This window comes from Brevibacillus porteri, from assembly GCF_003013475.1.
GTDB lineage: Bacteria > Bacillota > Bacilli > Brevibacillales > Brevibacillaceae > Brevibacillus > Brevibacillus porteri.
Genome location: NZ_PXZO01000042.1, coordinates 28,556 through 55,269, shown reverse-complemented (window position 1 = coordinate 55,269; position 26,714 = coordinate 28,556). Strand labels below are relative to the sequence as shown.

The following is a 26,714-nucleotide window of genomic DNA, read 5'->3' as shown; positions in this document are numbered from 1 at the left end:
AATAACGATCAATTAAGCCAAACCGCCGCCGTCGACGACCAGTACGGAACCCGTCACCCAGGATGACAGGTCGCTGGCAAAGAACAGGACAGCATTGGCAATATCTTGCGGAGAACCGAGACGCTCCAGCGGACGTCCTTGGGCGGAGGAGACGAGGAATGCTCCTTCTTCCTTTTCCAGCTGGCGCGCTTCTTCACGCAACAGAGGTGTGTCGGTATCGCCGGGTGACACGCAATTTACACGGATATTTTCCGGACCGTGGTCAATCGCCATTGCCCGCGTCAGGTTGACGACGCCTGCTTTTGCCGCGCAGTAGGCCGCAGCCTTGTCACCGCCCTTGATGCCCCAGCCAGAGCCAGTGTTAATGATGCTGCCTCCGCCTGTTTTTGCCATGACCGGTATGACGAATTTCGAGAGGTTGTAAGCCCCCTTCAAGGAGACATCGACGACCAGATCCCAATCATCTTCTTCCAGCTCGACGACCGTCTTTCTTCTAATCACGCCTGCGTTGTTGAACAAAATATCGATGCGACCGTACGCTTCCTCGATCGCTTGCGTTACTTCGCGACAATCCTGTTGGGAAACGACATTGCATGTAAAATAACGGGCTGACCCGCCCTCCGCTACGATTTCCTGTGCCGCCTTTTCCCCGAGCTCCTCGTTGATATCAAGCAGCATGACGTTTACTCCGAATTGAGCCAGTCGTTTCGCTGTTGCAAGTCCGATACCGGAAGCAGCGCCAGTTACCAAGGCCACCTTTCCATGCAAATGGAATACCTCGTTCGTGTTTACCATGGTTGATCACTCCCCTTAGATGAAAAGTTAATAATGCAATCACTGTGCCAAGTATGGAATGGACTCTGCCGAGTAACATGCTCCTTGCTTGATCGCCAAAACAGCTGATTTTACGAGGCTCCGACTGTGTTTCGTACCGTCCTGGCGGTGACAAAAGTGGCAATGAGTTGTCATTATTGGCAAACATCAGTGGTAAAATGTTTGTGAACTATCTAAATATTTCATAAAATAGAGAGCAAGGACAATCAACAGGGAGGATATCCATGGTTTCGTTGGATCTGTGCAAACCAGCCATCGAAAAGGTCATTACTAGTATTTCAGATATATTGAACGTGGATGCTGCGGTGATTAACGAGCGCGGCCTCTTGGTCGTGAGTACGGAGCGCTACTTGAAACAAAAAGGTGAAAATGTGCATGTGCCCTCGATTGAATTCGTGTTGGCAAAAGGTCAGTATGTGGTAGACAAACCCGGCTCTATGGAAATGTGCAAAGGATGCCGTTTTCTCGACAGCTGTCCCGCCAAAGTAGAGCTGCTCTCTTCTATTAAGGTAGCCAATCATGCAATCGGGGTCGTTTCCCTCACATCCTTTACGAAGGAAGGTCAAAATCGCCTATCCAAGCATACAGAGAGATACCAGCAAATCCTGACACAAGTCAGCGAGATGATTACGGCGATTGTACAGTCTCATGCGACGAGACAGATCGAATCGTCTGATGACTCCATGCGACTGTTGGAAGGAGCGCTGGATACCGTTGCCGATGCGTATTTCACCTTTGACCGAAGTGGCAATGTCATTCATACGAATGCCAGCGCGCGTAGACTGCTGTCTCAGCATGAACTGCTGCCAGCGGAGGTTTCACGGATGCTGCTGCCGTCATTATCCGGGATGGCCGCACATTCCTTGCCGATCGCCAATTGTCTCGTTGACAAGCTGGATGCTCCCACCGAGGCCACGCCGATCATCGTCAACAATCAGCTCATTGGCGGCGTGCTTCGCGTGCAGAGGGGACCGCTTACCGTTCCGCGTTTGCTGGATCATCAAGGGAGCCGATCGTCTGGCAAAGTGGATAGCTTGGCTCAAATCGTAGGAAACAGCGCAGCCATCAAACAGGTCAAAGAAATGGCGATGAAAATCGGTAACAGCAGCTCTACGGTACTAATTACCGGCGAAACAGGGACAGGCAAAGGACATCTGGCAAAAGCGATTCACGAGGCAAGCACACGCGCTTACTACCCGTTTGTCGCGATCAATTGTGCCAGCATTCCGGAAAATTTGTTCGAAAGCGAATTGTTTGGTTACGAGGATGGTGCTTTTACCGGAGCCAAAAAGGGAGGAAAGCCAGGGCGGTTCGAAATGGCAGAGGGAGGTACGCTTTTTCTGGATGAAATCGGCGATATGCCGCTCTCGTTGCAAGCAAAGCTGCTGCGCGTCTTGCAGGAAAAGGTCGTGGAACGCATCGGCAGCACGCGATCGTTTCCTATCAATGTACGAATCATCGCGGCAACGAACCAGAATCTGGAGGAGCTCGTGGAGAAAAAAGCGTTTCGTGCCGACTTGTACTATCGGTTGAACGTCATTCCCATTCACGTCCCGTCACTCGCAGAGCGTAAGGAAGACATCGAGCTCTTGGCCGTTTCATTTATGGAGAAGTACGGAGAGCAAGCAGGACGCACCTTCTTCGGAATAGCACGAGAGGCGATCAACCTGCTCACGCACTATCACTGGCCGGGCAATGTGCGGGAACTGGAAAACGCCATCGAGTACGCCATGAACATGGAGCAAGACACGGTACTGACTGTCGACAGCTTGCCTCCGCGCCTTCGTGCTCGTCCTCTAATGGCTCCTTCACCTTCAGGTCCAGCTATCAAAGCAAGAGTCGCCGATGCACAAGCGGAGGCAATTCGCGCTTCGTTGCAAAAGCACGGCAGTGATTTGAAAGGAAAGCAGCGGGTGGCTGAAGAACTCGGGATTGGGCTACGCACCTTGTATCGGAAGCTAAAGCTGCTCGGCATATAAGGAAATCGAGCTGGAACCTGGCGTATACTTGAGGGAGAGCCTATTTAGGGGGAAGAAGCATGAGTGAGCTAAATGCCTTATTTCGGAAAAGAATCGGCATGCCAGAAAATGAAACGATTACCTTCGATACATTGGATCGCCTCCTTGATCTGACAGCATTGGCGATTCCTTTTGAAAACCTGTGCATTGTGGATGAGCGAACAAGGGTAATCTCTAGACAGTCCATCATGGAGAAGATATTGGTCAGAAACGAAGGCGGTCTTTGCTACGAACTCAATCCGATGCTGTATTTCTTCTTGCTGGAAAATGGATTTGATGCCCATCTGATTCGTGGAGTTGTATACAGACAGAACGTTGGCGAGTATTACACGATTGGTCGGACGCATGCCACGATTTTGCTTACCTATGAGGGGCAAACGTATTTGCTCGACACGGGTTTTGGTTCGAACCTGCCGTTGAAGCCTGTTCCGTTTACCGGGGAGACCGTCTCTTCGCGCAATGGTGAGTTTCGGATCAAGAAAGAGCAGACGGAGTATGGCGATTATGTACTCGAAATGAAGCTGCGGCACAAGGATACGGACTGGAGGATCGGCTATACGTTTGATTCGCAGAAGCTGGTGGCGGATGAAACGGAATTAAACGAGATTCAGACGATTATCGCCGATCATGAACAGTCTCCCTTCAATAAAAGCCCTTTGCTTACGCAACTGACGGAGAGCGGCAATGTTACGTTGACGAACAGTTCTTTTACGCAATGGGTGGATGGCGTTATGACGAAAGAAGAGATTGACAGCGAGCGGTTCAAAGAGCTGGCGAAACAGCATTTTCGGTTATAAGAAGAAAGCGGAAACGATTGCGAGAAAGGCTATGAAAACAAGGATAAAGACCACTCTAGTAGAAACGTGAAAATATTCAACATGGTTTGAATTCGAATTCTATATTTCGTTGAAAACCCATCAGACGCTCTTGTCCTGATGGGTTTTTGCATGAGGTTACTCTTGTGTTTTCCCATTCTCCAACAGCTTCGTCGGATCAACGGGTGTACCATTTTCGAGAATCTGGAAAGCAAGATGCGGTCCCGTGCTACGTCCCGTACTTCCTAACAGACCAATGAGCTGGCCTTGGGTTACAGTAGCTCCAGCGGTGACCTCCAGCTTTTCCAAATGAGAGTAAACCGTTTGATACCCGTCTTCATGCTCCAGAATGACCTGGTTGCCTTTCCCTGTTTTTGTATCGTATTCAGCTTTGAGCACCTTACCTGCCGCGGCTGCTTTTACTGGAGTGTTCAGGTTGTTGATGATGGAGAGGCTGGTTTGATCGGGTGCGCTTCTCGTTTCCCCTTCTGCTGGTACAGAGAAGGGGACCTCGTTCCCGAGCACTTTTTTTGCATCGGTCAAAGTGAAGACGCCTAAAGCCAAGACGACCACGATACCAGATAGAGTCCACGTATACGCTCGTTTTTGAAAGTGACGAATCATTTCTATTCTCCTTTTCACCTGTTTTTTGGAGCTGGAGAACCCGGCTGTGAAGCGAATCTGTTTGGGACAGGCATACAGCTCGAGCATTTTGATCATGGTGTATCCGTAGCGAGGTACCTCTGTCTCCTGCAAATAAGTCAAAGCCAAGGCATCACAAGCCATTTCCTGATCCTGACGCATGCGGGAAGCAGCATACCATAACAGCGGGTTGAACCAGTTGAGGATCAGAAGCACGCTCATGATGCTGTTCACAGGAATATCTCGTCTTTTCCAATGCGCCAGCTCATGCAAAAAGATGTGGCGCAGCTCATGCTCGTTGAGCTTGTCCAAAAGATTTTCCGGCAGCCAGATTTGCGGTCGCCAGATTCCCATCAAGGCAGGGCTTGTCATCTGAGGACTCATGCGCAGGGGAATGGATTTGGTGATGCCCATCTGTTTTTGGCATTGGGAAAAGACGCGCAAAATAGCTTCATCCTGTACGAACACATCGTTTTTTAGCTGAGAGAGCAATCGGTATGCACTGCGAGTCATGGTGATAGCGAAAATGGCGACACCGCCGATCCAGATGAGGGAAAGCAGGCTGATCCAGGAAAAGCTCGCTTCGTTTGCTAGAGAGGCATCTGGCTGGAGGGCAAATTCATGCGGATGCAAAGCCTCTGTAGTGAGAACAATCGGTTCCGTAGGCGGGTGCGTTTCCTGTATGGATGTCCACGGGGAAGTAGGCAGCCAGTTATACAAACTGATCGTGCTGTCTATGGACCAAGGAATCGCGAGCTTCCAGAGAAGCAGGAACCATACGGCATGGTGCCAGCGGATGGGGAAATGCTTTTTGCCGAGCTGCTGGCAGAGCAAGATCAAGAGCACGAGTAGACTGGCTTCGATGGAGTTAGACAGTGTCCACGTAAATGCTTGATTGAGGGTGAGTGTGAGCCATTGCCAATCCACCAGCTTATTTCTCCTTTTCGGAAAGGATTTTTTTTAGCTCGTCGATCTCTTGGGAGGAGAGCTTTTCTTCTTTTAAAAAGTGAACCAGCATGGGCTTTAAGGCTCCGCCGTACACGCGCTGCAAAAAGGATTGGCGCTCTTGGCGCTTGCATTCTTCCTCAGTGAGCACAGGAGAGTAATAGTAGAGGCGATTGACCTGCTCATAGGTGAGAATACCCTTTTGCAACAAGCGGCTGAGCAAGGTTTTGATTGTGTTGTCTTTCCACGTCTTGTTGTCTCGCAGGGTGTGGATGACATCGGCTGCTGTAGCGGGGGACTTTGCCCAGATGACCTTCATAATCTCCCACTCGGCATCCGAGATTCGCGGTTGCTCGTCCAAGTAAGACACCTCCGTTGATTACATTTGTAGTCTATTGCTTTTTATAGATTACAATTGTAATCATTAATTGTCAACATATAGAAAAAAACCCCTCACCTTTACAAAGAAAGAAGAGAGGCGTGTCAGTTACTGGTTAGTAAATTGGTACGCTTTATATGGCTCAGAGCAAGGCTGACCAGCAGCCAATTCAAATGTTCCCTGCGACAGGTTCATGATGATAGAGAACACGGTGCTTGAGATCATCGGACGTCCCAGATCAGGTGGAAAGAGCTCGCCATGCCTGCAAATGCCATCTGGGCTGCCACAGTGATCCTGCATAATCTGCTTGAGGGCATCGACATCGATGTTTTTCCCATAGTGAGCTAGTTGTTTGCTGGCCCGTCCCAATCTGAGGTGTGTGTCAGGGGACATGATCCGTGCTGTATCCTCAATCATGAGCATTCGTGGACTGATGAAATGATTGGCATGAGCCATCCATCCAGCTGTCGGATAGAGAACATCGTAGTTGGTCGGGGTCGTCTCGACGTTGAGTGCTTCCCCTTCCTTATGGGCGATCAAGTAATTGGCAGAGGTGCCGCGTGGGAATCGAGCTACCTGACCTACTGCCTGTGGAAGTGTGCGGCTGTTGAGGATTCCGCGCAGGACGACATGAATAGGTACGCCCATACCGCGCTCCGATGTTCCGAGGAAGTTCAGGCAGACGCCTACCCCTGCGCTGTTCATACCGATTTTCCCCACTATTCCGGCCTCTGTCACCATCAGAATGGTTGGTCGGGGAGCTTGATTGATTTCCAGAATGATCAGTCCTGGCTTGACCTTATTGTTCCAGTCCCAGTTTTGACCGAGTAGCATCTCCTGATTTTTCGTGATCTCAGGGACAGCTGTCATCGTGGTGCAACCGTCTGAGGGTGCGTGGCTGCCTGCGAGATTGGTGATGATTTCACTGCGGGCATTCAGGACGATCAAGTCGAGCAGATCTTGTCCTGAGCCTTCACTCATGCCTTTGATTTCTTCTAAAATCTCGGCATCATAGCGCTCGATCCAGGAAATGTACTGGACAGCATGTGCCCGGGCCGATGCCCATTTCACTTGGGACATTTCCCAAAATAAGGATTTGTAAGTATCGATGTTGTGCATGATCTGCTGTTGAGCCAATTCGCCCAGTTGTTTACCGCGCTCAAATGCAGAACCACGTACATGAAAATATGGAAACGACATGATTACAACCTCCAAATTGCTCAAAATGGTTTAAGCCTGCTGACAAGGAAAGCGACCAACACATTTACGAAGAGGGCGATAAACCCGGGGTTAAAGTCCTTAATGACTTGCGGTAAATCGGGAAACAACGTACCTATTGTCGTCTTGGAGAGTGTCAAATAGGCAACAGTAATGACTCCGACGAGAATTCCCCAGAATGCTCCGTATTTGTTGATCTGGTTATTCGGTAGGAGGCTCAGCAAGAGTGACGGGAACAGTTGGGTAATCAGACTAAAGGACATCAATAATAAAGCGTACAGTGCATTTCCGCCGTTCATGACAAAGTAGAGTGAAATGAACGCGGTGACGGGAACAGTTACTTTGGCTACTTTCGCTATATGCCCTTCCTCTTTGGTTTTGGTCAAAGGCTTGTAGATGTTCGTCGCGAACAATGTCCCGATGGTAAGCAAAATGACGGAGGTCGGTACCAGGGCAGTCAATACCCCTACCCCGCCAATAATTCCAATGAACCAAGGGTCAAAGGTCTGGAGGGAAAGGCGCAACAGGGCCAAGTCTCCGTCGGCTCCCTTCAAGCCGGGAACCTGTAAAATAGCGGTATAGCCGACAAAGAAGACGAATAGCAGCAACAAGGTATAAAGCGGCATGATAATCGTATTGCGACGGAATACTTTCTCGCTTTTTGCTGACAAAGCCGCTGCAAACAAACCTGGTTGCATGTAAAAACCAAACGCTGTCAACAACACAGTAGAGATGACCCAGCTGACGCTTTGTCCCTGTTCAGGGAGAGTCAGATGATCCGGCTTGGCTGCTTGCACTGCCTCAAACATCGGCTGTAAGCCGCCTAAGTAATGATACGGCAAGTACAAGCCAAGGAACACCACGACCAGCACGATGGAAATATCCTTGATGGCCGCAGTCCACGCAGCTCCGTGAATCCCGGAAATCATGACATACACCGTCACGGCGATGGTCCCGATCCATACAGCGAGCGTGGGCGAAATCATCCCGTAGGAGGTTTCCGATACGATGATCCCAAGCCCTTTCAATTGCAGGACGACGACAGGCACAGAAGCAATAATCCCGACGATGGAAACCAGCACGCCTAGAAAAGGGCTCTGATATTTACTGCGAAAAAAATCAGAGATGGAGACGATCCCATGCTCTTTGGCATAACGCCATACAGGAGGTAAGAGATAATAAGAAAAAACATAGGCCAGTGTCATGTATGCCAGCACGTAGTAGGCTGGTGAACCGACCTGATAAATCATTCCGCTACCGCCTAAAAAGGTGAAGCTCGTAAAGAATTCACCCGCGAGCAACAGGAAAACGAAAACGGTTCCAAAACCGCGTCCGCCAACTGACCATTGCTCCAGACTCATCTTTTTCCCCCGACTGGAGCGAATGGCAAGCAGAATAGCTGCCAGTAAAAAGGCGAAGGTAATCAGTATGGAGATGTTCATGCATGATCCCCCTCTCGATTGGCAGGATCGATGCTATTAATAATTGCCATCACGACGGAAGTCAGAACGACCCACAGCACGATCCAAAAAAGTAGAAAAGGCATTCCCAGCACATAGGGAGTCGCCTTGTTCGCAAAAGGAAGCCCCCCCAACATCCCGATAAAGGGAATCAGCCCCCATACATGAATCCATTTCATGATCAGCACTCCTTTCTCTGTTATTTGGTTAAAAGCAAAAAGAATGCCAACGTCAAAAATGGCACTATACTGGCACCATCCACGTTGGCATCGATCGAAAACGATTCATTAATAAATCACTCTGGGTCATTGGTGATTCACTTTTGGATCGCACTTGTATTTTTCTTCATACTGTTTCATTTTTCGTACAAAAGTGGGCTGGCTCATTTGCAGGGCTTTGGCTGCTTTGCGTGTTGATTTGTGCAAGGTCAGCGCGCGTTTCATACCTTGAAATTCAAATAGCTCAACTTCTTCTTGAAAGGTCTTGGGAATGATTTTTCCCAGATTTCCAAACATCTCTCTTGGCAAATGTTCGGGCCGGATTTCACCGTTGGCACAGGAGATCGCCATGCGTTCCATTACGTTGATCAACTCTCTGATGTTGCCAGGCCAATCATATTGATACAGCAATTGGGTGGCTTCTCGGGTGAGTTGAATTTGGATCGCATTTTTTTCCTGGTACTGCTGCAAAAAGTGTTCGATAAAGAACGGAATCTCCTCTTTTCGCTCTCGCAGAGGAGGTATGTGGATGGGATATACTTGCAGGCGATAATACAAATCTTTGCGAAATTCTTTCTGCGCTACCATCTCTTCCAGATCTTGATTCGTAGCGGCGATAATCCGTACATCCGAACGAATGGTCTTGACTCCACCCACGCGACGGAATTCCTGTTCTTCGAGAGCCCGTAACAATTTTACCTGTAGATCAAGAGGCATGTCGCCGATCTCGTCCAAAAAGAGGGTTCCTTTGTCGGCCATTTCAAAATAGCCGGGCTTTCCTTCTTTGCTCGCTCCCGTGAAAGCACCTGATTCATATCCAAAGAACTCACTTTCCATCAAGGAAGCAGGGATGGCGCCACAATTTACTTTGATAAACGCCCCTTTTGACCGTTTGCTCTGGTGGTGGATGTATTTAGCGATCACTTCCTTGCCTACGCCGGATTCCCCGCGAAGCATGACCGGAGAATCAACAGAAGCTACTTTGTCGGCCGCATCCCTGACATCCAGCATTACTTTGCTATGTGCAACGAAATCGTACTTGTGAACCTGCTGTCTGAGAGTTTCAATCTCTTCCAGATAATTCTGATTCATTTGTCTGGCACGGCTCAAGTGCTGCTTTAGTTCATTCAACTCCGTCATATCACGCACACAGTTCACCACGTACTCGATCTCATTTTGATCGTTGAACATGGGCATTCCGGTTGTCATGTATTCCTTGTACCCATTGCCCATGGGTGCCCGCTGGATAATCGTCACTGGGCGTTTTTCCTCCAGTACCCGGATTGTACTGGATTCATTTGAATGGAGCTTGATTCCGACAGTCGTGCGTATGTCTTTTCCGACTAGCTCCTCGGCGGTTTTTCCGGTCATACGCTGATACGCAGAGTTTACTTTGATGATCAACCCGTCTCGATCCGTGATAATGACGCCATCGAAGAACAGGTCCAGGAAGCTGTCCAGGCTTTTTGGCGCAAACATGCGGATTTCCCTCCCCGTTGCAGCTTGGTGCCATTAGTATAGCACAGCTTTTTCATTGTGCAGGGGGAAAGAGGCAGCTCACTCACAGACGGCTGGACACGGGAATCTTCCCGATTGAGATGGTAGAATGAGCGTAAGAAAAAACGGTCATAACGGACGGAGGGCTGAGAAAAACGATGAATCTTTACGAGCAATTTGGCGATATCGATATCTACTTGTTTGACCAGCTGTTAAAGGGACGGGTTACGAAGGAAATGCAGATACTCGATGCTGGCTGCGGCTCGGGGCGGAATTTGGTCTACTTTTTGCAAAATGGCTATACGGTGTATGCGGTTGACCAATCGGCAAAAGCTATCGAGGCTGTACAGCAAATGGCATCGCAACTGGCGCCGAACTGGTCAGCGGAGCGTGCTCGTGTGGAACCGATTGAGAGCATGAGCTTTGAAAACGAAAGCTTCGATTTCATCATCAGTAATGCCGTTCTCCATTTTGCTGAAAACGAAGAGCATTTTCATCAGATGCTAGAGGAGCTGTGGCGGGTACTGAAGCCAGGAGGCATTCTATTTATGCGTCTTGCTTCCTCGATCGGGATTGAGGATGCGGTACAGCCACTAGGGAACGAGCGTTATTTGTTGCCGGACGGAAGCACCCGTTTTCTCGTAAATGAACGGACGATGGTGGGCATGACGGAAAAACGGCAAGGTGTGTTCCTGGAGCCAATCAAAACGGTGAACGTAGCTGGACAGCGTTGCATGAGTACGTGGGTCATCAAAAAGAATGCCTAAGCACGAAAAGCCGCCTTCCTATAGGAGAGGCGGCGTCTTTTTTCTCACTCAAAAATCACGTGTCTGATCAAAAATAGCAAAAAGCTCGTCCACATCTACTTCCACACCCGTAGTAGATAAATTCTGTTTTGCCGACTGAAGCAGCTCATCGAGCACAACGAAAATTTCTTCTCGCTCAACTGTTTCGATAAAGCCAGTCCGGCGATCCATTTTGTTGAAAGTCTCTGTGTACTCTTTGACCCATGCACGCAAAGCAGTTTGTATTTCTTCCGCAGTCGTCGCGTCTTCGTTGCTCTGTTTTTCAAGCGCACTGATCGCGGTGTTCATTTTTTTATAGAGACTGGCGGCCTTGTTGGCGTGGGTTGTTGAGATGTGCTCCCTGCCATCCCAATCGCGAAACGGATTGGTCAAATTATTGGCCAGCCATTCGGGCTTGCGCGGCTTGGTGATGGACAAATCCAGCCCATTTTTTACTTCTTTTTTGTAGGCGGCTTTAATGGTCTTGGCCGCTTCTGCTGGGAGGCTTGTCATCCAGAGACTGGAGAGCTTGGGACATTGATCTGGCGAAGGGAACTCGTCCCCTGTGAAGCCAAACAGATCGTAGGTCGTAAACGTCAGTAGCTCCTTCAAGTGCTTGATACTGCCCAGATTACTGAGGGTACCAGGCTTGCCCCACAGACGGAGGTTCTGAAGCGAGGGATAGCGTTGGACGAGTGGCTGTAAGTCCAGCTCCGTCACATCGCGCAGATTGAGTCCTCCTAGCTGGTCGAGTCCGCGGTGAAGCGGTAGCGAATCTGAGAATGAGGCGGTCAGCCAATATCCATCTTGTTCGGCTTCTATGAACAGGTTTGATGAAATGGCCTTGTCCAGTATGAGCTCTCGTAGACAATCGTTCAGATGCAGTGACTCCAGCCCGTCCGCGTTTTGGAGAGAGAGTTTACTGAGATGGCTTCCTATCAGATCTAGAGAGGAGCCGTTGGCTTTTTCCAGGTGAAGCTCCAGAATAAACGGATTGCTTTTGACAAAGGCAAGCAAGGAATCGGTGGGCTCCTCTGCGTAGATTCTTGTCAGGCAAGGGAGCTTTTCCAATTCAGAGATGTCCGTCAGGCTTCGCAGGATGTCAGCATGAATGACGTTGTTAGATCTACGCAGGCTCTTCCCGCCCAGCCAAATCATTTTGTCATCATTTGCGGCCTGTTTAAACTGCTTGCGACGTTCCTCGGGAATTTGATTCCACTTGTGTTGACGGTACAGGCTCCCTCCGACATCCCAACTGCCGTAACTCCTTGTCTCTTCTGTCACGAGAGGTGGTACATTCCCTACTTTTATGTAGCCTTTGGGCACCGCTGGATCAACATAGATGTGATCGAGCTTGTTGTTCCAGAAGAAGTAGTCGCAATATAAGGGCTTCATCTGGTGCAGCTCTGATTCATCAGGCAGTGTATCGCTGCTCCAGTCCAGCTCGAGGATACTGATGAGGTTGGATTTACTCGTGTCAGGCTCTTTTATCGATGTGACCTGGCAAGCTGTGTACTTTTGCAGCTTCTCGACAAAAACACAGTAGATGTCTCCGACTGTGGGTGTCATTCCTACCATCCTTTCCATCTCGCAGGGCTTGTTATTATCGCTATTTTTACATATTTTTCATAGGTTGTCGTTGTTCTTGCTGTTTTCTATAATGAAAAAATAAACATAGATCGGACACAACGGCGTGTGAGAGGCGGCGAAGAGATGATGAGAGAAGAGAGCACACAGAAGTGGATGAGCCGTGTATTGGAGGCCATTGTTGAAACGTCTCGCGATCATTTGTTAATCACGGATCATGAGGGCTACATCCGGCTGGTTGGCGATTCGTCGTATGAAATATATGGCATCGGGAAAGAAGAGCTCTTGGGCAAAAACGTCATCGAGCTGGAAAAAAGGAAGGTTTTTTCTCCATCTGTCACGCGAAAAGTCATGGATGCCAAGACGCCGCAGACGATCATGCAGGAAATACCCGGGGGTCGAAAGCTGATGGTGACGGCGTTTCCCGTCTGGAACGAGGATGGCAGCATGCATTCGATCATCAGCTATTCCCATGACCTGACTGAAATTATGGAATTGAAACGGCGCTACGAGGGTCTGACAGAGCAGCTCAAGCAGTTTGAAACCGAGATTGAGGAGCTGCGCGAAAAGCACCAGGAGGGCTTCGTGGCAGTGAGTCAGCCGATGCAAGCCATTGAGCGTCTCATCAAGAAAGTCGCGGCTGTTGATTCAACTGTCCTGATACTCGGGGAATCGGGTGTTGGGAAAAACGTGATCGCGAAAGAAATTCATCGCAATAGTCGTCGTGCGGGTGGGCAGTTCGTGGAGATCAACTGTGGCTCGATCCCGGAGGGCTTGCTGGAATCGGAGCTGTTTGGTTATGAGGCTGGTTCGTTTACAGGGGCCGCCAAGCAGGGCAAGCAAGGGATTATCGAGATGGCGAATCAAGGGACCCTCCTCTTGGACGAGCTGGGGGAACTGCCGCTGACTTTGCAGGCCAAGCTGTTGAAGGTGATTCAGGAAAAACGGTTGCAACGCGTTGGGAGCACACAGTACCGCGACGTGGATTTTCGTTTGATTGCCGCTACCAATCGCGATTTAGAAAAGATGGTGAAGGAAGGGAAGTTCCGGCAAGACCTGTATTTTCGCCTGAATGTTGTCCCGATCCAAGTCCCGCCGTTACGAAATCGGCCAGAGGATATCGCGGCTCTCCTGAAGCGCGTCGTGCGCTCGCTCAATGAACGATACGGAATGGACAAGCGTCTGGAACCTGCGGTGACACATGCCTTGATGCAGTACGAGTGGCCGGGCAATGTGCGAGAGCTGGAGAACGTCTTGGAGAGAATGGTGGTCACTGCGGACGAAGATGTGATCACTTCCCAGCATCTGCCCGCGGAAATCAGGTTGGCAGGGGAAGAGCAGGCAGCCATGGAGCCGAGTCTGGCCACTTCCAAGATGTCGCTTCGGGAAGCACTAGAGCAGGTAGAGGAAAAATGGCTGCGCTATGCATCCGAGCACTGCCGGACCACGGGGGAAATCGCGGAGTTTCTCGGAATTAGCCAGCCCTCTGTCGTGCGGAAGCTGCAAAAATATCGGATTCGTTCCAGTTGATTCAAAAATGAATAGTTTATTCAAAAATGAATCGAACATTCTGGTGTTTTCGATTCATTTTTGAATAATTTGATGTGACCATAGTGCCGGAAACACGATTTCATCAAGCTCTGGCGTTTGGCATAGGTATTGCTACATATCGTGGTTGAGTTTACAAGCAAGCCATCCAACTAATACCATCTCGAACGAGGAGAGGAAACGATATGTCCAAACAACGTCAATTTGTAAACGTAGCTGCTGGTGTGCCAGGTCCAAAGGGAGCGGCCTTGATTGAAAAAAGAAAGCAGTTCGTTCCAAAAGGTGTCGGCAACAATACCCCTGTTTTTGTAGAGTCAGCTTCAGGTGCATTGGTTACGGATGTAGATGGCAATACGTACATCGATTTTGCCGGAGCGATCGGTACTTTGAATGCCGGACACTGCCCACCGGAAGTAGTTGAGGCACTAAAAGCGCAGCTGGACAAATACATTCATCCTTGCTTCCATGTAGGGATGTATGAGCCATATGTGGCCTTGGCTGAGAAGCTGACGGAAATCACGCCAGGCAGCTTTGAAAAGAAGACGATGCTCGCAAACAGCGGGGCAGAGGCAGTAGAGAACGCGGTGAAAATCGCCCGCAAATACACAGGACGCCCAGGCATCATTTCCTTTAGCCGCGGCTTCCATGGTCGTACGCTTCTGGGCATGTCACTGACATCCAAGGTGAAGCCGTACAAATTCCAGATGGGTCCATTCGCTCCAGCTACGTATAAAGCGCAATTCCCGTATCCATTGAACAAGCCGGAATCCATGACAGATGATGAATACGCGCAATTCTGCGTGCGTCAGTTCGAGGACTTCCTCTTGACTGAGGTTGCACCGGAAGAAGTAGCTGCCGTGATTATGGAACCGATTCAGGGAGAAGGCGGCTTTATCGTCCCGCCTGTGTCCTTCGTTCAAGGTGTCTATCACATTTGTAAAAAGCATCAAATCCTATTTATTTCTGATGAGATTCAAACAGGCTTCGGTCGCACTGGCGCCATGTTTGCCTCTACCCATTTCGGTATCGAGCCAGATATCATCACCATGTCCAAATCAATCGCGGCAGGCTTGCCTATTTCTGCGGTTACGGGACGCGCCGAAATCATGGACGCGCCAAACCCAGGTGAGATCGGCGGTACCTATGGGGGAAGTCCGCTTGGCTGCGTAGCGGCATTGGCAGTCATTGAGAAAATGGAGCGCGAAGACCTGTCTGGTCGTGCGCAGGTGATCGGGGACAAAATCAAGGCGCATTTCCACGCGTTGCAAAAAGAGTTCCCTGTGATCGCAGAGGTGCGCGGATTGGGTGCGATGTGCGCTGTAGAATTTATCGATCCAACAACCAAACAACCAGCGAAAGAGCTCGTTGCTGGCTTGACCAAAGGCTGCTACGAGTCTGGCGTCATCATGCTTTCTGCTGGCGTCCACAGCAACGTACTGCGCTTCCTGTCTCCACTGGTTATTACAGATGAGCAACTGGAAGAGGCACTGGACATTATGACGGATGTTCTGAAAAGCCAATACGTGACGAACTAAAACGCCCGAGGGGGTTCTCCATACTCATGAAAAAGCATCTCTACATCAACGGACAATGGAAAGAAGCAAAAGAATACGCACCACTCTACTCCCCGTATTCTGGGGAACTGGTGGCTGAAATCGCTCAGGCAGACGATCATGACGTCGACGAGGCAATTAAGGCGGCCAAAGCAACAACCAAAGTCATGGCAAAAATGCCAGCCAATCAGCGTGCTTTGATACTGGAGGGTGCCGCTGCGATTATGGAAGCACGCAAGGAGGAACTGGCGGTCATCCTCGCACAAGAAGCCGCCAAGCCACTTCGCACAGGTCGTGTAGAAATTGCTCGGACGATTCAGACCTACAAGTTCGCAGCAGAAGAAGCGAAGCGTATCCACGGAGAGACGGTGCCGCTCGATGCAGCACCGGGTGGTGAAGGACGTCTTGCTTTTACGGTACGCAAGCCGATCGGCGTAGTCGGCGCGATCACGCCTTTTAACTTTCCATTCAATCTCGTAGCACACAAGGTCGGGCCTGCCATTGCCGCAGGAAATACCGTCGTACTGAAGCCAGCAAGTCAGACGCCGCTTAGCTCGCTGATCCTGGCCGATATTTTCGCGGAGGCGGGCTTGCCTGCAGGAGCGCTCAATATTTTGCCTGGAAAAGGCGCGGTCGTAGGCGAAAAGCTGGTCAGTGACAGTCGAATTGCCGCGATTACATTTACCGGAAGTCCTGCGGTTGGAATCGCGATGAAAAACAAAGCGGGACTCAAGCGCGTAACCTTGGAGCTTGGCTCCAACTCCGCAGTAATCATCGACCACAACGTGGAAATCACGCAAGCGTTGATTGATCGTTGCGTGACGGGTGCCTTCTCCTTTAGTGGTCAAGTGTGTATCTCGCTGCAACGCGTTTATATTCACCAGAGCAAGTACGAAGAGTTCCTGGAGAAGTTTAAGGCTGGCACAGAAAAGCTCGTGCTGGGTGATCCGCTGAACGAAGAGACAGACATGTCCTCTGTGATCTCCACCAAGGATCATGAACGCATGGGAGCATGGGTAGAGGAAGCAGTAGAAGCAGGCGCACATGTAGTTACTGGTGGAAAGCCTGTCAGTGACAACCTCTTTGCCCCTACGATTCTGACCAATGTAGGCGCACATGTTGCCGTCTCCTGCCAAGAGGTATTCGGTCCAATCGTAGTCGTTACACCGTTTGAGACGATGGACGAAGCGATTGAGGCGGTAAATGACTCCCGATTCGGCTTGCAGGCAGGCATCTATACGAGTGACATTCACGCGGCTATGCGCGCAGCGGAAGAGCTGGAGGTCGGGGGCGTGATGATCAACGACATTCCGACGTTCCGCGTGGACAACATGCCGTATGGCGGGGTAAAAGACAGTGGCTTTGGCCGCGAGGGGATCAAGTATGCGGTCGAGGAATTAACGGAACTAAAATTAATCGCGATCAAACTGTAACAGCGAATGGCGGGCCTGATGAGGCTCGTCTTTTTTCGTTAATGGCGTCCTGTAGGAAATTCAAAATATTTCCATAAACTGTCATAATTGAAACCGTTTCATATAGTTGTTTGGCATAAGTAGTTATGTTAGTCTAGCGTATAGAGGCAGACTATGTTCATTTCTGTGCAAAAAGTGTTTGATTACACTTACTTGTTACGCAGATGAAATAGTCGTTTTTTTATGCGTAAAGGGCATTTCTTACACGAAAAGGGGACAATCATGATTAGTTATAAGAAAGGGGTCAGTGAGTTCCGATTCTTTCACTGGATCTCCCTTGTCGCGATATTGGCATTGTTGGCAGGCTGTTCACCGTTTCAGGGGAGTGACAGCAGCACAGATAACAACTTACAGCCAGTCAAACCTGAAAAAATCGAGCGTTACCAAGGGGAGAAGAGCAAGGGCGTGTCCATGGTCTACACGACGCAAAGACAGCTTGCTCTTACTTTTAATGGGATGGCAGATAAAGACACGATGAAAAAACTGCTGGATGAACTGGACAAGTATCACATCAAAGCAGCTTTTTTCTTGCCAGGCATGAGGGTAGCGGAAGAGCCGGACATTGCGCGACAAATTGTCGCCAGAGGTCACGATATTGAAAACAACACGTTGAACCAGTCAGATTTGCAGGGTCAATCTTACGAGAAAATGTACGAAGATATCAAATTGGCTAATGAGGTCATCAAAAGAGAGACCGACAAGACACCGCGATATATCAGAACGAAGTCGGGCGATTACTCCGACGATCTTCGATTGGTAGCTGCTCACAATGGACAAGAAGCGGTCGTGTCCTCCAGTTTATTTCTGCACAATTGGCAAAAAGAGACGGAGGAGCAAAAAAATCATTACTTAAGAAAATACATGAATCGCGGCGGCATCATCGCGATGGACACGGAGGAGAACAAGTCTGTCGTAGAAAACATCCGGCTACTGGCAGAGGCTGCTACTGATGTCGGTTACAGATTCGTCCCATTGCACGAGTTGATTGCACAAGGCGGGGAGCGAAAGCCGCTGCAAGAAATACCGGGTTTTGATGCAGCAAAAATGAATGCGGCCTATCACGAGTCCAAGCCAAATCTCATCTATCGAAAAGAAACGGACAAGAAGATGGTCGCCCTGTCCTTCGATGATTGGGGTACGGATCAAACAGTTACGAAGATTCTCGATATCCTGGACAAAAAAGGAGTAAAGGCTTCATTTTTCCTTCGCGCAGATGGTGTAGAGCGAAATCCAAACTTGGCGAGAGCGATTGCGGAAGCGGGACATGATGTAGCCAACCACACCTATTCTCATCCGGTGAATACCAAAATTGCGCCGGAAGAATTGCAAAAAGAGATTGTCAAAGCCCATCAGATTATTACCGAAGCGATTCAGCAGAAGCCGACGATGTATTTCAGACCACCAACTGGGGCGTTTGACGAACAGACACTCAAGGCGATTGCAGCGACGGGCTACGAGGACATTACGATTTATGATGTGACGCCGTCCGATTACGACAAGAAACGGAGTGCGGACGATATCGTCAAAGCAATTATGGAGCAGACGCGGAGCGGAAGCGTGATTCTGCTGCACATGCTCGATGACATTCACACAATCGAGGCGCTACCAACCGTAATTGATCAGCTTAGAACCAAAGGATACACGCTTGTACCCATGACAGAGATGTTTGGCCAATAAAGCCAAAATAGAACAGGGAGAGGGAGCCGGCTTATGAATTTGTACGAAGGGATTGTGGAGAGGGAAGAAAAAATTGCTGTCGTCGGTCTTGGGTACGTAGGCTTGCCGATTGCGATGGCACTGTCCAAACGTACTTCTGTGATTGGATTCGATGTAAACCAAGAGAAAGTAGTAGCCTATCAAAAGGGAAACTTTCATGATGCTGACGTGGATCAGGAGCTGACGAGTGACGCTACTATTGAATTCACTTTAGATGAAAATAGATTGCAGGAAGCACGATTTTTTATCGTGGCAGTGCCTACCCCGGTCAAAAGTGGGAATGTCCCCGACCTGAAATATGTAGAAAGCGCATCCCGCATGGTGGGCAGACAGTTGCGAAAAGGGGCAATCGTCGTATTTGAATCGACTGTTTATCCTGGGGCAACCGAAGAGGTTTGCGTGCCAATCCTGGAGGCGGAATCCGGCTTGCTTTGTGGCATAGACTTCAAGATCGGCTATTCACCTGAACGCATCAACCCGGGAGACAAGGTAAATCGCTTGGAAAACATCGTCAAGATCGTATCGGGGATGGATGAAGAAACACTGGGAATCGTAGCAAGCGTCTACGAGCTCGTGATCAAGGCAGGCGTTTATCGAGCAGAAAGCATCAAGGTAGCGGAAGCGGCAAAAGTCATTGAAAATGCGCAGCGGGATGTCAATATTGCGTTTATGAATGAGCTGGCGATGCTGTTCAATCAGATGGATATTCCGACAAAAGCAGTATTGCAAGCGGCAGGAACCAAGTGGAACTTCCTCCCTTTTTCACCGGGCTTGGTCGGCGGGCATTGCATCGGTATCGATCCTTACTATTTAACGTACAAAGCAGAAGACAGCGGCTACCGCTCCCGCATTATTTTGGCGGCCAGACACATTAACGATGGCATGGGGAAATATGTCGCCCAACAAATCATTAAAATGGCTGTTCGCTCGAAGCTTGACCTCAAGGATGTACGGATTGGTATACTCGGACTGTCCTACAAAGAGGATTGTGCGGATATCAGAAATACCAAGGTGACGGATATCATTGAGGAACTGAGGGAGTACGGGATCAACCCACTGGTTGTAGACCCGATGGTGAATCCTCGGGAGGCATACGCGGAATACGGCATCGAGCTGTCAGAGATGAAGGCTCTCCACGACTTGGACATTGTGGTTGTAGCGGTACCGCATGCTCCCTTTGCCCAGATGGAAGTCGCTGATTATGCCGCGATGTACGGCAAGAATGAAGCAAAAATCATGATTGATATAAAAGAGACTTATTCCAAAGCTGACTTTGAAAACAGTGGATTTCATTACTGGAGCTTGTAGGCAGTGGAGGGGAGAGAGCGACAGTGATGAAACAGTTGATAGAGAAAGTAAAGCCTAAAAAGAAAGAGAAAATCGAAGAAGTACTGACGGTTTCCAAAACGGAGAGGCGCGTGCTATCGAATGTGCCAGACCCGGAGAAAATTCGTGTCCAAGTGGATCGCCGCGGTACGAAAGATACGAATGAGCCAGGAAAGCTGGAGGACCCGGAATACCTGAATCGAATTCGGATGCTGAGTCTGCGCTATATGGCAGATTTCCCGGTGACGCTATTAACCAAGAAACAGCGGGTCAAGGATGGAATGAAGGCAAGAGCCGTCGACATTTCTTCGACTGGCCTATTAGTTGAACTAGATTCGGAGAGGGAAGACATCCAGGTGGGACAAGTGTTTATGATCCATTGCACAATCCCGCCAGGCACAATGCCAGAAGGCTATGAGTCAACGGTGAAGCTGGATGCAACTGTCGTTCGCCGGTTTACGGAGGAAGAGGACGGGTGTCAGAAGTTCATGCTCGCCTTCGAGTTTTCCAAACCGCTGACCGAGTATTTTCGCAAAAAGCGCTGGGGATACGCCATTTATATCGCAAGTGCTTCCCTGTTTTTCGCTGCGGCGTTTATCGTGCTCATGCGCGCGGAGAGCGTGATTTATTTCAAATACAACATTTACTTGTATTTGTACAGCTTGATTGCCGCTGCCTTTTTGCTGACACGGTATTTATTCGGTGCTCTTTATCGGGAGGTTCCCGTCAATCCGGACTATACACCGGGCGTGAGCATCATTATTCCGTGCTTCAACGAAGAGCAGTGGATACACCGAACGATTTTGAGTTGTGTGAATCAGAACTACCCGATTGATAAGCTGGAGGTCATCGTGGTAGACGACCGCTCGACGGACCGATCAGCAGAAGAGATTCAAAAGGTCATCGATATGATTCATAACGAGGCCGAGCGCTATATGACCCGCGAACGCGTGAAGATGTACATTCTTCCTGAAAACGGCGGGAAACGGGTCGCTTTGGTAAAAGGTGTGGAAATGGCCAAGCACGATTTGGTTGTCTTCGTTGATTCAGACAGCTTTTTGGAACCGACTGCGATTCGCAACCTCGTACAGCCCTTCCAAGATCCGAAAATGGGGGGTGTCGCAGGGCGTACGGATGTGGAAAACAAGTTCACCAACGCGATCACCAAGCTGCAAACGGTTCGTTACTACATTGCTTTTCGCATCATGAAGGCGGCTGAATCGTGGTTTGACAGTGTCACTTGCTTGTCTGGACCGTTGTCTTGCTATCGCAAGGAATTGATTTTGCAGCATTCGGAAGCATGGCTGAATCAGAAGTTTCTCGGGCAGCCCGCCACTTTTGGCGATGACCGAAGCATGACCAACTTTATTTTGCGAACACATCGGACTGGCTATCAGGATTCTGCGATTTGCTCGACGATTGTGCCGTCAGATATGAACATATTTTTGAAGCAGCAGATGCGCTGGAAGCGTTCGTGGTTGAGGGAATCTTTGCGTGCCAGCGGCTTTATTTGGCGCAAGGAGCCATTTATGGCGATCTTCTTTTACATTGGTCTGATTGTTCCTATTGCTGCTCCCGTCATTGTACTGTACAACCTCGTATACGTTCCGCTCGTTCATCATATTTTCCCAGGTACGTTTTTAATGGGCTTGCTGCTGATGGCGCTCTTAATGAGCTTGGCCCATCTGTTTTTCCGTAGAAGCAAGCTGTGGGTTTTCGGGATTGTCTTTTGTGTGTTTTATGAGCTGGTGCTATTATGGCAGATGCCTGTGGCATGGGTGACATTCTGGAAATCTACTTGGGGTACGCGAGAAACGCCGCAGGACGTCGAAGCGAGATTGAAAAAAGAAGCCCGAAAGAAGAACAAAAAAGGCTTTGGGCTGCCATTTTAAGTGGGAAAGACAAAGGGAGTGAGGGTGTCAGGAGTTATGGGGAAAACGATGAGCGATGTCTTGGACTATCGGAAAAAAGATCGCAATAAATTCATCAAGACGCTGATCCAGATCGCTATCTTAGTCGTCTTGGGCGTCATGTTATTCAATGCTGTATTTGATTGGAAGAAGTACGAGGAACCGAATAGAGCGAGCTGGACGAATGAAAAAGGCTTTATCGCCATCTCCTATTTTGGCGTGGGTCGTTCGGGTACACCGAAGCTGGTAGCCAAGAAGCAATTGGATGAACAGCTTCAAGCGTTGTATGACCAGGGCTATCAAACGATCTCGCAACAAGATATCTTGGACTTTTACAAGAAAAAGAAGCCACTTCCTGACAAGGCACTGTTTTTAGCCTTTGAAGATGGCCGCAACGATTCGAGCTTGTTTGCCCAGCCGCTTTTGGAGAAGTACAACTTCAAAGCAACAGCATTGTCATACGGCAACAAGATGGGGAACAGCGAGAATAAATTCCTGCAACCGGAAGACATGAAAAAAATGATGGAAACTGGCTTCTGGGAGCTTGGTTCCAACGGCTATCGGTTGACGTATATCAATGTGTTTGATGATCAGGGCAATTTCATCGGTGTGAAGGATGAGGGTGAATTAACGAATAAAACAAAGGTGGGTTACTATAACCACTACTTGATGGACTTTATCCGTGACAGCAATATGATCCCGATTGAAGACAGAAGCAAGATGGAAGCGAGAATAAACGAAGACTACAAGCTGATGAATGATACGTATATGGATCAATTGGGCTTTGTCCCAGGTGCCTATATGATCATGCATGCAAACACCCTGTATGGTGGCATGAATCGCTTGGTAGCGGATGCGAACGACGCGAATATCAAAAAGTATTTTACGATGCACGTTAACCGGGGAGGAACCGCCTACAACGACAGCGAGGGGGATCTGTACAACCTGACCCGTGTGCAGCCAGAGCCTTACTGGTACACGAATCATTTGTTGATGCGTATCCAAAAAGACACCGACGAGAAGATTCGCTTTGTTCGCGGCGATGAAGAGCAGGCCAAAGAGTGGGATCGTCTCGGTGGTGCCGCGCAATTTATGGAGGATCAGATCGTCCTGACCTCTCCAGCTGCTGGCTTTGGCATGTTATATTTAAAAAACAGCGACAGCCAGAAGGATATCAAGCTTTCTGCCAAGCTGGAAGGGAATGTAATCGGCAAGCAGTCCATTTATTTGCGTTATGATCGGGAAAAAGACAGCTTTGTACGGGTTGTCCTGCATGATAATGAGCTGCGCGTCGAGCAGAAGAAGGAAAAAGGCGAAGTTCAGGAGCTTTTCAAGACGGAATTGAGCCAAGTGATTTGGAATCCTGAGGATTTGACCTTCGACCGTGCTTCGGTCTATACGAGGGAGCAAGGCGAGTCTGGTGCTCCGGAGCTGGAGAAATACCCGATTAACATTAAAAATACGCGTCCACTCGAAGTCACTGTTCAAGGCGACCGTCTCAGTGTTTCCGTGGACAAGATACCGCTTTTGGATCAGCAACAGATCGACCCGAGTATGAGCAGCGGTGGCGTTGCATTGGAAGCGGCCTATAGTGAAGAGAACAAAAAGGACGACATTTATGACGGGGTGTTTGCGGACGTAAAAATAGAGTCCTTGGCGCAACCGAGTGGTGAGCAGCAGATGCTGTTCAGTAATGTGCAGACAGGGTTAGCAGGAGTCGTCAGCTCGATCAAGAAAGCTTTTTCTGCCACAATGGACTGGGTCATCGACACCTTTTAAATCCGAAACAAGGGGGATCAGTGTAAGGTGTCAAACATCAAGAAACGATCGATCATTTTGACTGTTCTTCTGATAGGAGTGTGTATCACCCTCGTGTGGTACATGACGAAATGGAATGATACGGAAAGCTTGGAGAGTGTAGATGCAGCCAACAACACGACGGAATTGTCTGCTTGGGTGGTAGACTGGCAGTGGGAATCCGGTTTGGAGGATTTCCGCAGGATGACGGATGGCCTGTCCAGTGTGCAAGTCTTCGCGGCGTATTTTGATGAAAACGACAAGCTGCACTTTACTGACCGAATGACCAAGGCGATGCCTGAGATCAAGGAAGCCTCGAAGCAGGGCAGCTATGTCGATCTCGATTTGACCATTGTGAATGATCGTCTTAACAGTGATGGTACGCAGGTTCAAAAGGACCCGTCGATTGTCAGCCGGCTCATGGCGACAGATGCAAGCCGTACCAAGCACATTATGGAGATCAAGAATGCTGTGATCCAGAATGGCTTTCATGGTTTAGAAATCGATTATGAGAGAATTGGCGAGAAAGACTGGGACAACTTCCTTACTTTTATCCATACCTTGTATCAGCATATGGAGCAGGAGGGGAAGTCACTTCGCATCGTATTGGAGCCGCGCGCGCCGATTGAAGACTTGGCATTACCAAAGGGTCCTACTTACGTCATGATGGCTTATAATTTGTACGGAACGAATACAGAGCCAGGTCCCAAAGCCGATCATGCATTTATTGAACAACTCGCCACTCGAATGAAAAAAGTACCGGGTGACAAAGTCATGGCCCTCTCTGTAGGCGGATTTGATTGGGCTTCTGATGGAAAAGTGACGGCTGTGACGGAAAAACAGGCAGCAGACCTTGCTATCTCCAGTATCGAGCCGCCAAAGCGGGATAAAGCGAGTGGCAGTTTGTACTTCGACTACATGGGTGAAGACGGACAAAAGCACACGGTTTGGTATGCGGATGAAGAGACACTGTCTCAATGGGTCGCAGTTGCGAAGAAAGCGGGCATCGAGAAAATGGCGCTCTGGCGACTAGGTGACATGGGGGAAGGGACATTGCAATATGTGAATCGGTAGGGGCTAGTGGTGGGGGAAGAAGCGAATTTCCAGTCTGCGCTTCGGCCTACGCGGCTTTTCGATTCACATCTTGCAGAGTAAAAATGAATCAAGAAAAACATGAGGGCTTTTACTATGGGAAACCATCAATAAATTGCTAGAATGTTTTTCTATCACAATGTAACTTTGTACCGGAGATGAACGTTATAATGCTAGAAGCGGTAGTCTGCTCTTTTACAGGGCGGCTACTACCTATTGATTTTGGACATCATTCATAGGAGCGTGGAATTTTTGGGTCTCTGGGAAGCTTTTGTCGCGATTGTGCTGGGGCTAGTAGAAGGGTTGACTGAGTTTGCCCCGGTTTCCTCTACGGGTCACATGATTATCGTGGATGACTTTTTGTTCCAAACGAAGGAGATGTTTTCACCAGAAGTGGCGAACACCTTCAAGATTGTCATTCAGCTCGGTTCGATTTTGGCTGTTGTCGTTTTGATGTGGGATCGGTTCATGAGCTTGCTCGGCTTGAAAAAGCTGGCGGGTAAGAGTGAGATTCCGGCAGGACCTCGACTGAATTTGGCAACGGTCATTGTCGGTTTGATTCCAGCGGGGATTCTGGGTGTTCTGTTTGACGACTACATCGATGAGTATTTGTTCTCGACAAAGACCGTTGTAATTGGTCTGGTGCTGGGCGCTTTGCTCATGCTGGCTGCGGATTGGCTCCGACCAAGACGTCCCAAGATCGAATCGGTTGACCAAATTACGTACAAGCAAGCGTTGCTGGTCGGACTCATTCAATGCTTCTCCCTGTGGCCTGGCTTTTCCCGTTCGGGTTCCACGATCTCGGGGGGCGTACTGTTGGGCATGAGCCATCGGGCGGCGGCAGACTTCACGTTTATTATGGCTGTGCCGATCATGGCGGGCGCAAGCTTTTTGTCGCTGTTGAAGCGCTGGGATGCGATTACGATGGACAGCATTCCATTTTTCGTCGTCGGTTTTATTAGCGCGTTTGTGTTTGCGCTTCTGTCGATCCGTTTCTTCTTGAAGCTGATCAATCGCATCAAGCTGACACCTTTTGCGATTTATCGTTTGGTGCTGGCAGCGGTCATTTACTTTGTGTTTATGTAAAACTCAAAAAGACGATAAGGCTCCCAGTTGCAGTTGGGAGCCTTATTTTAATCATTCGCCTTTATCTCGCCCGGTTTTTCAATAACAATCCCGTTTAATTTCAGCGTAACAGGATTGGCAATCGTATCTCCAACCGGGCATGTCTGTTCCAAAAATTCCACAAAAGACTCTACCTGCTCTCTAGGAGCATCGGTTTTGATATGAAAGGTGTATCGGATTTCAGAATACCCACGTCGAACATCAGATTTGTTCATGAAGCCATCCGTATCGAGATCGCCTTCGACTTCCACCCAAAAATCGTCGAGTTGAATATGAAACTTTCTGGCATATACTCTGGCAACGATAGATTGGCATGCGCCTAGTGCGGAGAGAACCAGTTCAACAGGGTTCATCCCAGTATCCGTTCCTCCCAGGCTTTTCGGTTCATCGATGGTTATCTCGAAATTTCTGGAACTGGCTTTCACAACCATTCCCTTCTGTAGATGTGCAGTTGCTTTGAATGTCTCAACAGGCATGATGCACACTCCCTTCTGGATAATCAATACAAGTAAACTTTACCATAGTTTTCCAATGATCATTATGAAAATTTTTACTTTTATATAAGCTGGCACCTTGTCCACTAAACACGCATCCCACGGCGAAATTATGGAAAATTCATACTTATATTCGTATCATATTGGAGATAAAATGGTACAGATACATTTTGCATCCGAAAGGTTGGAATAGTGTCGAGGACTAAATTTTGGTGACAGAAGTGGGGCTGTTTAAAAAGCACCAACAAGCTGGGGGAAACCGTTTCGTTTTCCTTTTTGTTCC

Annotated in this window: 21 protein-coding genes; 12 read left to right on the top strand and 9 right to left on the bottom strand. The window is 49.0% G+C overall.

The window, feature by feature from the left end; translation table 11 throughout:
- Nucleotides 1-12 precede the first annotated feature (12 nt).
- Complete coding sequence (locus C7R92_RS20650) at nucleotides 13-795, bottom strand: SDR family NAD(P)-dependent oxidoreductase (protein WP_106835484.1); 783 nt, start codon at nucleotides 793-795, stop codon at nucleotides 13-15.
- Nucleotides 796-1,058: 263 nt separating this feature from the next.
- Here C7R92_RS20650 and C7R92_RS20645 point away from each other — a divergent pair, with 263 nt between their 5' ends.
- Nucleotides 1,059-2,813, top strand: coding sequence for a sigma-54 interaction domain-containing protein (locus C7R92_RS20645; RefSeq protein ID WP_106835483.1), 1,755 nt, complete (start codon nucleotides 1,059-1,061; stop codon nucleotides 2,811-2,813).
- Between the two features lie 59 nt (nucleotides 2,814-2,872).
- Nucleotides 2,873-3,649 carry an arylamine N-acetyltransferase family protein gene (locus tag C7R92_RS20640; protein ID WP_106835482.1) on the top strand — a complete coding sequence of 259 codons (777 nt, stop codon included), beginning with the start codon at nucleotides 2,873-2,875 and terminating at the stop codon, nucleotides 3,647-3,649.
- A gap of 156 nt (nucleotides 3,650-3,805) precedes the next feature.
- Here C7R92_RS20640 and C7R92_RS20635 read toward each other — a convergent pair whose 3' ends face one another.
- From C7R92_RS20635 to C7R92_RS20610, 6 genes are all read right to left on the bottom strand, one after another.
- Nucleotides 3,806-5,236: a M23/M56 family metallopeptidase gene (locus C7R92_RS20635; protein WP_106835481.1), complete on the bottom strand. Its 1,431-nt coding sequence runs from the start codon at nucleotides 5,234-5,236 to the stop codon at nucleotides 3,806-3,808.
- Between the two features lie 4 nt (nucleotides 5,237-5,240).
- Nucleotides 5,241-5,615, bottom strand: a complete 375-nt coding sequence (locus C7R92_RS20630; RefSeq protein ID WP_106835480.1) for a BlaI/MecI/CopY family transcriptional regulator — start codon at nucleotides 5,613-5,615, stop codon at nucleotides 5,241-5,243.
- Between the two features lie 126 nt (nucleotides 5,616-5,741).
- Nucleotides 5,742-6,833 carry a C45 family autoproteolytic acyltransferase/hydrolase gene (locus tag C7R92_RS20625; protein ID WP_106835479.1) on the bottom strand — a complete coding sequence of 364 codons (1,092 nt, stop codon included), beginning with the start codon at nucleotides 6,831-6,833 and terminating at the stop codon, nucleotides 5,742-5,744.
- Nucleotides 6,834-6,853: 20 nt separating this feature from the next.
- Nucleotides 6,854-8,293, bottom strand: coding sequence for a sodium:solute symporter family protein (locus C7R92_RS20620; RefSeq protein ID WP_106835478.1), 1,440 nt, complete (start codon nucleotides 8,291-8,293; stop codon nucleotides 6,854-6,856).
- Complete coding sequence (locus C7R92_RS20615) at nucleotides 8,290-8,490, bottom strand: DUF3311 domain-containing protein (protein ID WP_106835477.1); 201 nt, start codon at nucleotides 8,488-8,490, stop codon at nucleotides 8,290-8,292. The genes C7R92_RS20620 and C7R92_RS20615 overlap by 4 nt, the downstream gene beginning before the upstream one ends.
- Nucleotides 8,491-8,616: 126 nt before the next feature.
- Nucleotides 8,617-10,008, bottom strand: a complete 1,392-nt coding sequence (locus C7R92_RS20610; protein ID WP_106835476.1) for a sigma-54 interaction domain-containing protein — start codon at nucleotides 10,006-10,008, stop codon at nucleotides 8,617-8,619.
- 176 nt (nucleotides 10,009-10,184) lie between these two features.
- Between C7R92_RS20610 and C7R92_RS20605 the strand changes: the two genes are divergently transcribed.
- Complete coding sequence (locus C7R92_RS20605; protein ID WP_106835475.1) at nucleotides 10,185-10,793, top strand: class I SAM-dependent methyltransferase; 609 nt, start codon at nucleotides 10,185-10,187, stop codon at nucleotides 10,791-10,793.
- A 48-nt stretch (nucleotides 10,794-10,841) separates the two neighbouring features.
- Here the strand turns inward: C7R92_RS20605 and C7R92_RS20600 are convergent, their stop codons facing one another.
- On the bottom strand, nucleotides 10,842-12,380 hold the full coding sequence (locus C7R92_RS20600; RefSeq protein WP_106835474.1) for a hypothetical protein: 1,539 nt from the start codon (nucleotides 12,378-12,380) through the stop codon (nucleotides 10,842-10,844).
- Nucleotides 12,381-12,524: 144 nt separating this feature from the next.
- Between C7R92_RS20600 and C7R92_RS20595 the strand changes: the two genes are divergently transcribed.
- The 9 genes from C7R92_RS20595 (at nucleotide 12,525) to C7R92_RS20555 (ending at nucleotide 25,898) form a co-directional block, all read left to right on the top strand.
- Nucleotides 12,525-13,928 carry a sigma-54 interaction domain-containing protein gene (locus C7R92_RS20595; RefSeq protein ID WP_106835473.1) on the top strand — a complete coding sequence of 468 codons (1,404 nt, stop codon included), beginning with the start codon at nucleotides 12,525-12,527 and terminating at the stop codon, nucleotides 13,926-13,928.
- A 203-nt stretch (nucleotides 13,929-14,131) separates the two neighbouring features.
- Nucleotides 14,132-15,481: a 4-aminobutyrate--2-oxoglutarate transaminase gene (gabT, locus tag C7R92_RS20590; RefSeq protein WP_106835472.1), complete on the top strand. Its 1,350-nt coding sequence runs from the start codon at nucleotides 14,132-14,134 to the stop codon at nucleotides 15,479-15,481.
- Between the two features lie 26 nt (nucleotides 15,482-15,507).
- On the top strand, nucleotides 15,508-16,932 hold the full coding sequence (locus C7R92_RS20585) for an aldehyde dehydrogenase family protein (RefSeq protein ID WP_106835471.1): 1,425 nt from the start codon (nucleotides 15,508-15,510) through the stop codon (nucleotides 16,930-16,932).
- A gap of 261 nt (nucleotides 16,933-17,193) precedes the next feature.
- Nucleotides 17,194-18,648: a polysaccharide deacetylase family protein gene (locus tag C7R92_RS20580; RefSeq protein WP_106835470.1), complete on the top strand. Its 1,455-nt coding sequence runs from the start codon at nucleotides 17,194-17,196 to the stop codon at nucleotides 18,646-18,648.
- Between the two features lie 33 nt (nucleotides 18,649-18,681).
- On the top strand, nucleotides 18,682-19,995 hold the full coding sequence (locus C7R92_RS20575) for a nucleotide sugar dehydrogenase (RefSeq protein ID WP_106835469.1): 1,314 nt from the start codon (nucleotides 18,682-18,684) through the stop codon (nucleotides 19,993-19,995).
- A 26-nt stretch (nucleotides 19,996-20,021) separates the two neighbouring features.
- Nucleotides 20,022-21,905 carry a glycosyltransferase gene (locus tag C7R92_RS20570; protein ID WP_106835468.1) on the top strand — a complete coding sequence of 628 codons (1,884 nt, stop codon included), beginning with the start codon at nucleotides 20,022-20,024 and terminating at the stop codon, nucleotides 21,903-21,905.
- Nucleotides 21,906-21,941: 36 nt separating this feature from the next.
- Nucleotides 21,942-23,702 carry a polysaccharide deacetylase family protein gene (locus C7R92_RS20565; RefSeq protein ID WP_106835467.1) on the top strand — a complete coding sequence of 587 codons (1,761 nt, stop codon included), beginning with the start codon at nucleotides 21,942-21,944 and terminating at the stop codon, nucleotides 23,700-23,702.
- Nucleotides 23,703-23,729: 27 nt separating this feature from the next.
- Nucleotides 23,730-24,794, top strand: coding sequence for a glycosyl hydrolase family 18 protein (locus C7R92_RS20560; RefSeq protein WP_106835466.1), 1,065 nt, complete (start codon nucleotides 23,730-23,732; stop codon nucleotides 24,792-24,794).
- A 270-nt stretch (nucleotides 24,795-25,064) separates the two neighbouring features.
- A complete protein-coding gene (locus tag C7R92_RS20555; protein WP_106835465.1) occupies nucleotides 25,065-25,898 on the top strand; it encodes an undecaprenyl-diphosphate phosphatase in 834 nt (277 codons plus the stop codon).
- Between the two features lie 47 nt (nucleotides 25,899-25,945).
- Here C7R92_RS20555 and C7R92_RS20550 read toward each other — a convergent pair whose 3' ends face one another.
- Nucleotides 25,946-26,413: an OsmC family protein gene (locus C7R92_RS20550; RefSeq protein WP_106835464.1), complete on the bottom strand. Its 468-nt coding sequence runs from the start codon at nucleotides 26,411-26,413 to the stop codon at nucleotides 25,946-25,948.
- Nucleotides 26,414-26,714: the final 301 nt, after the last annotated feature.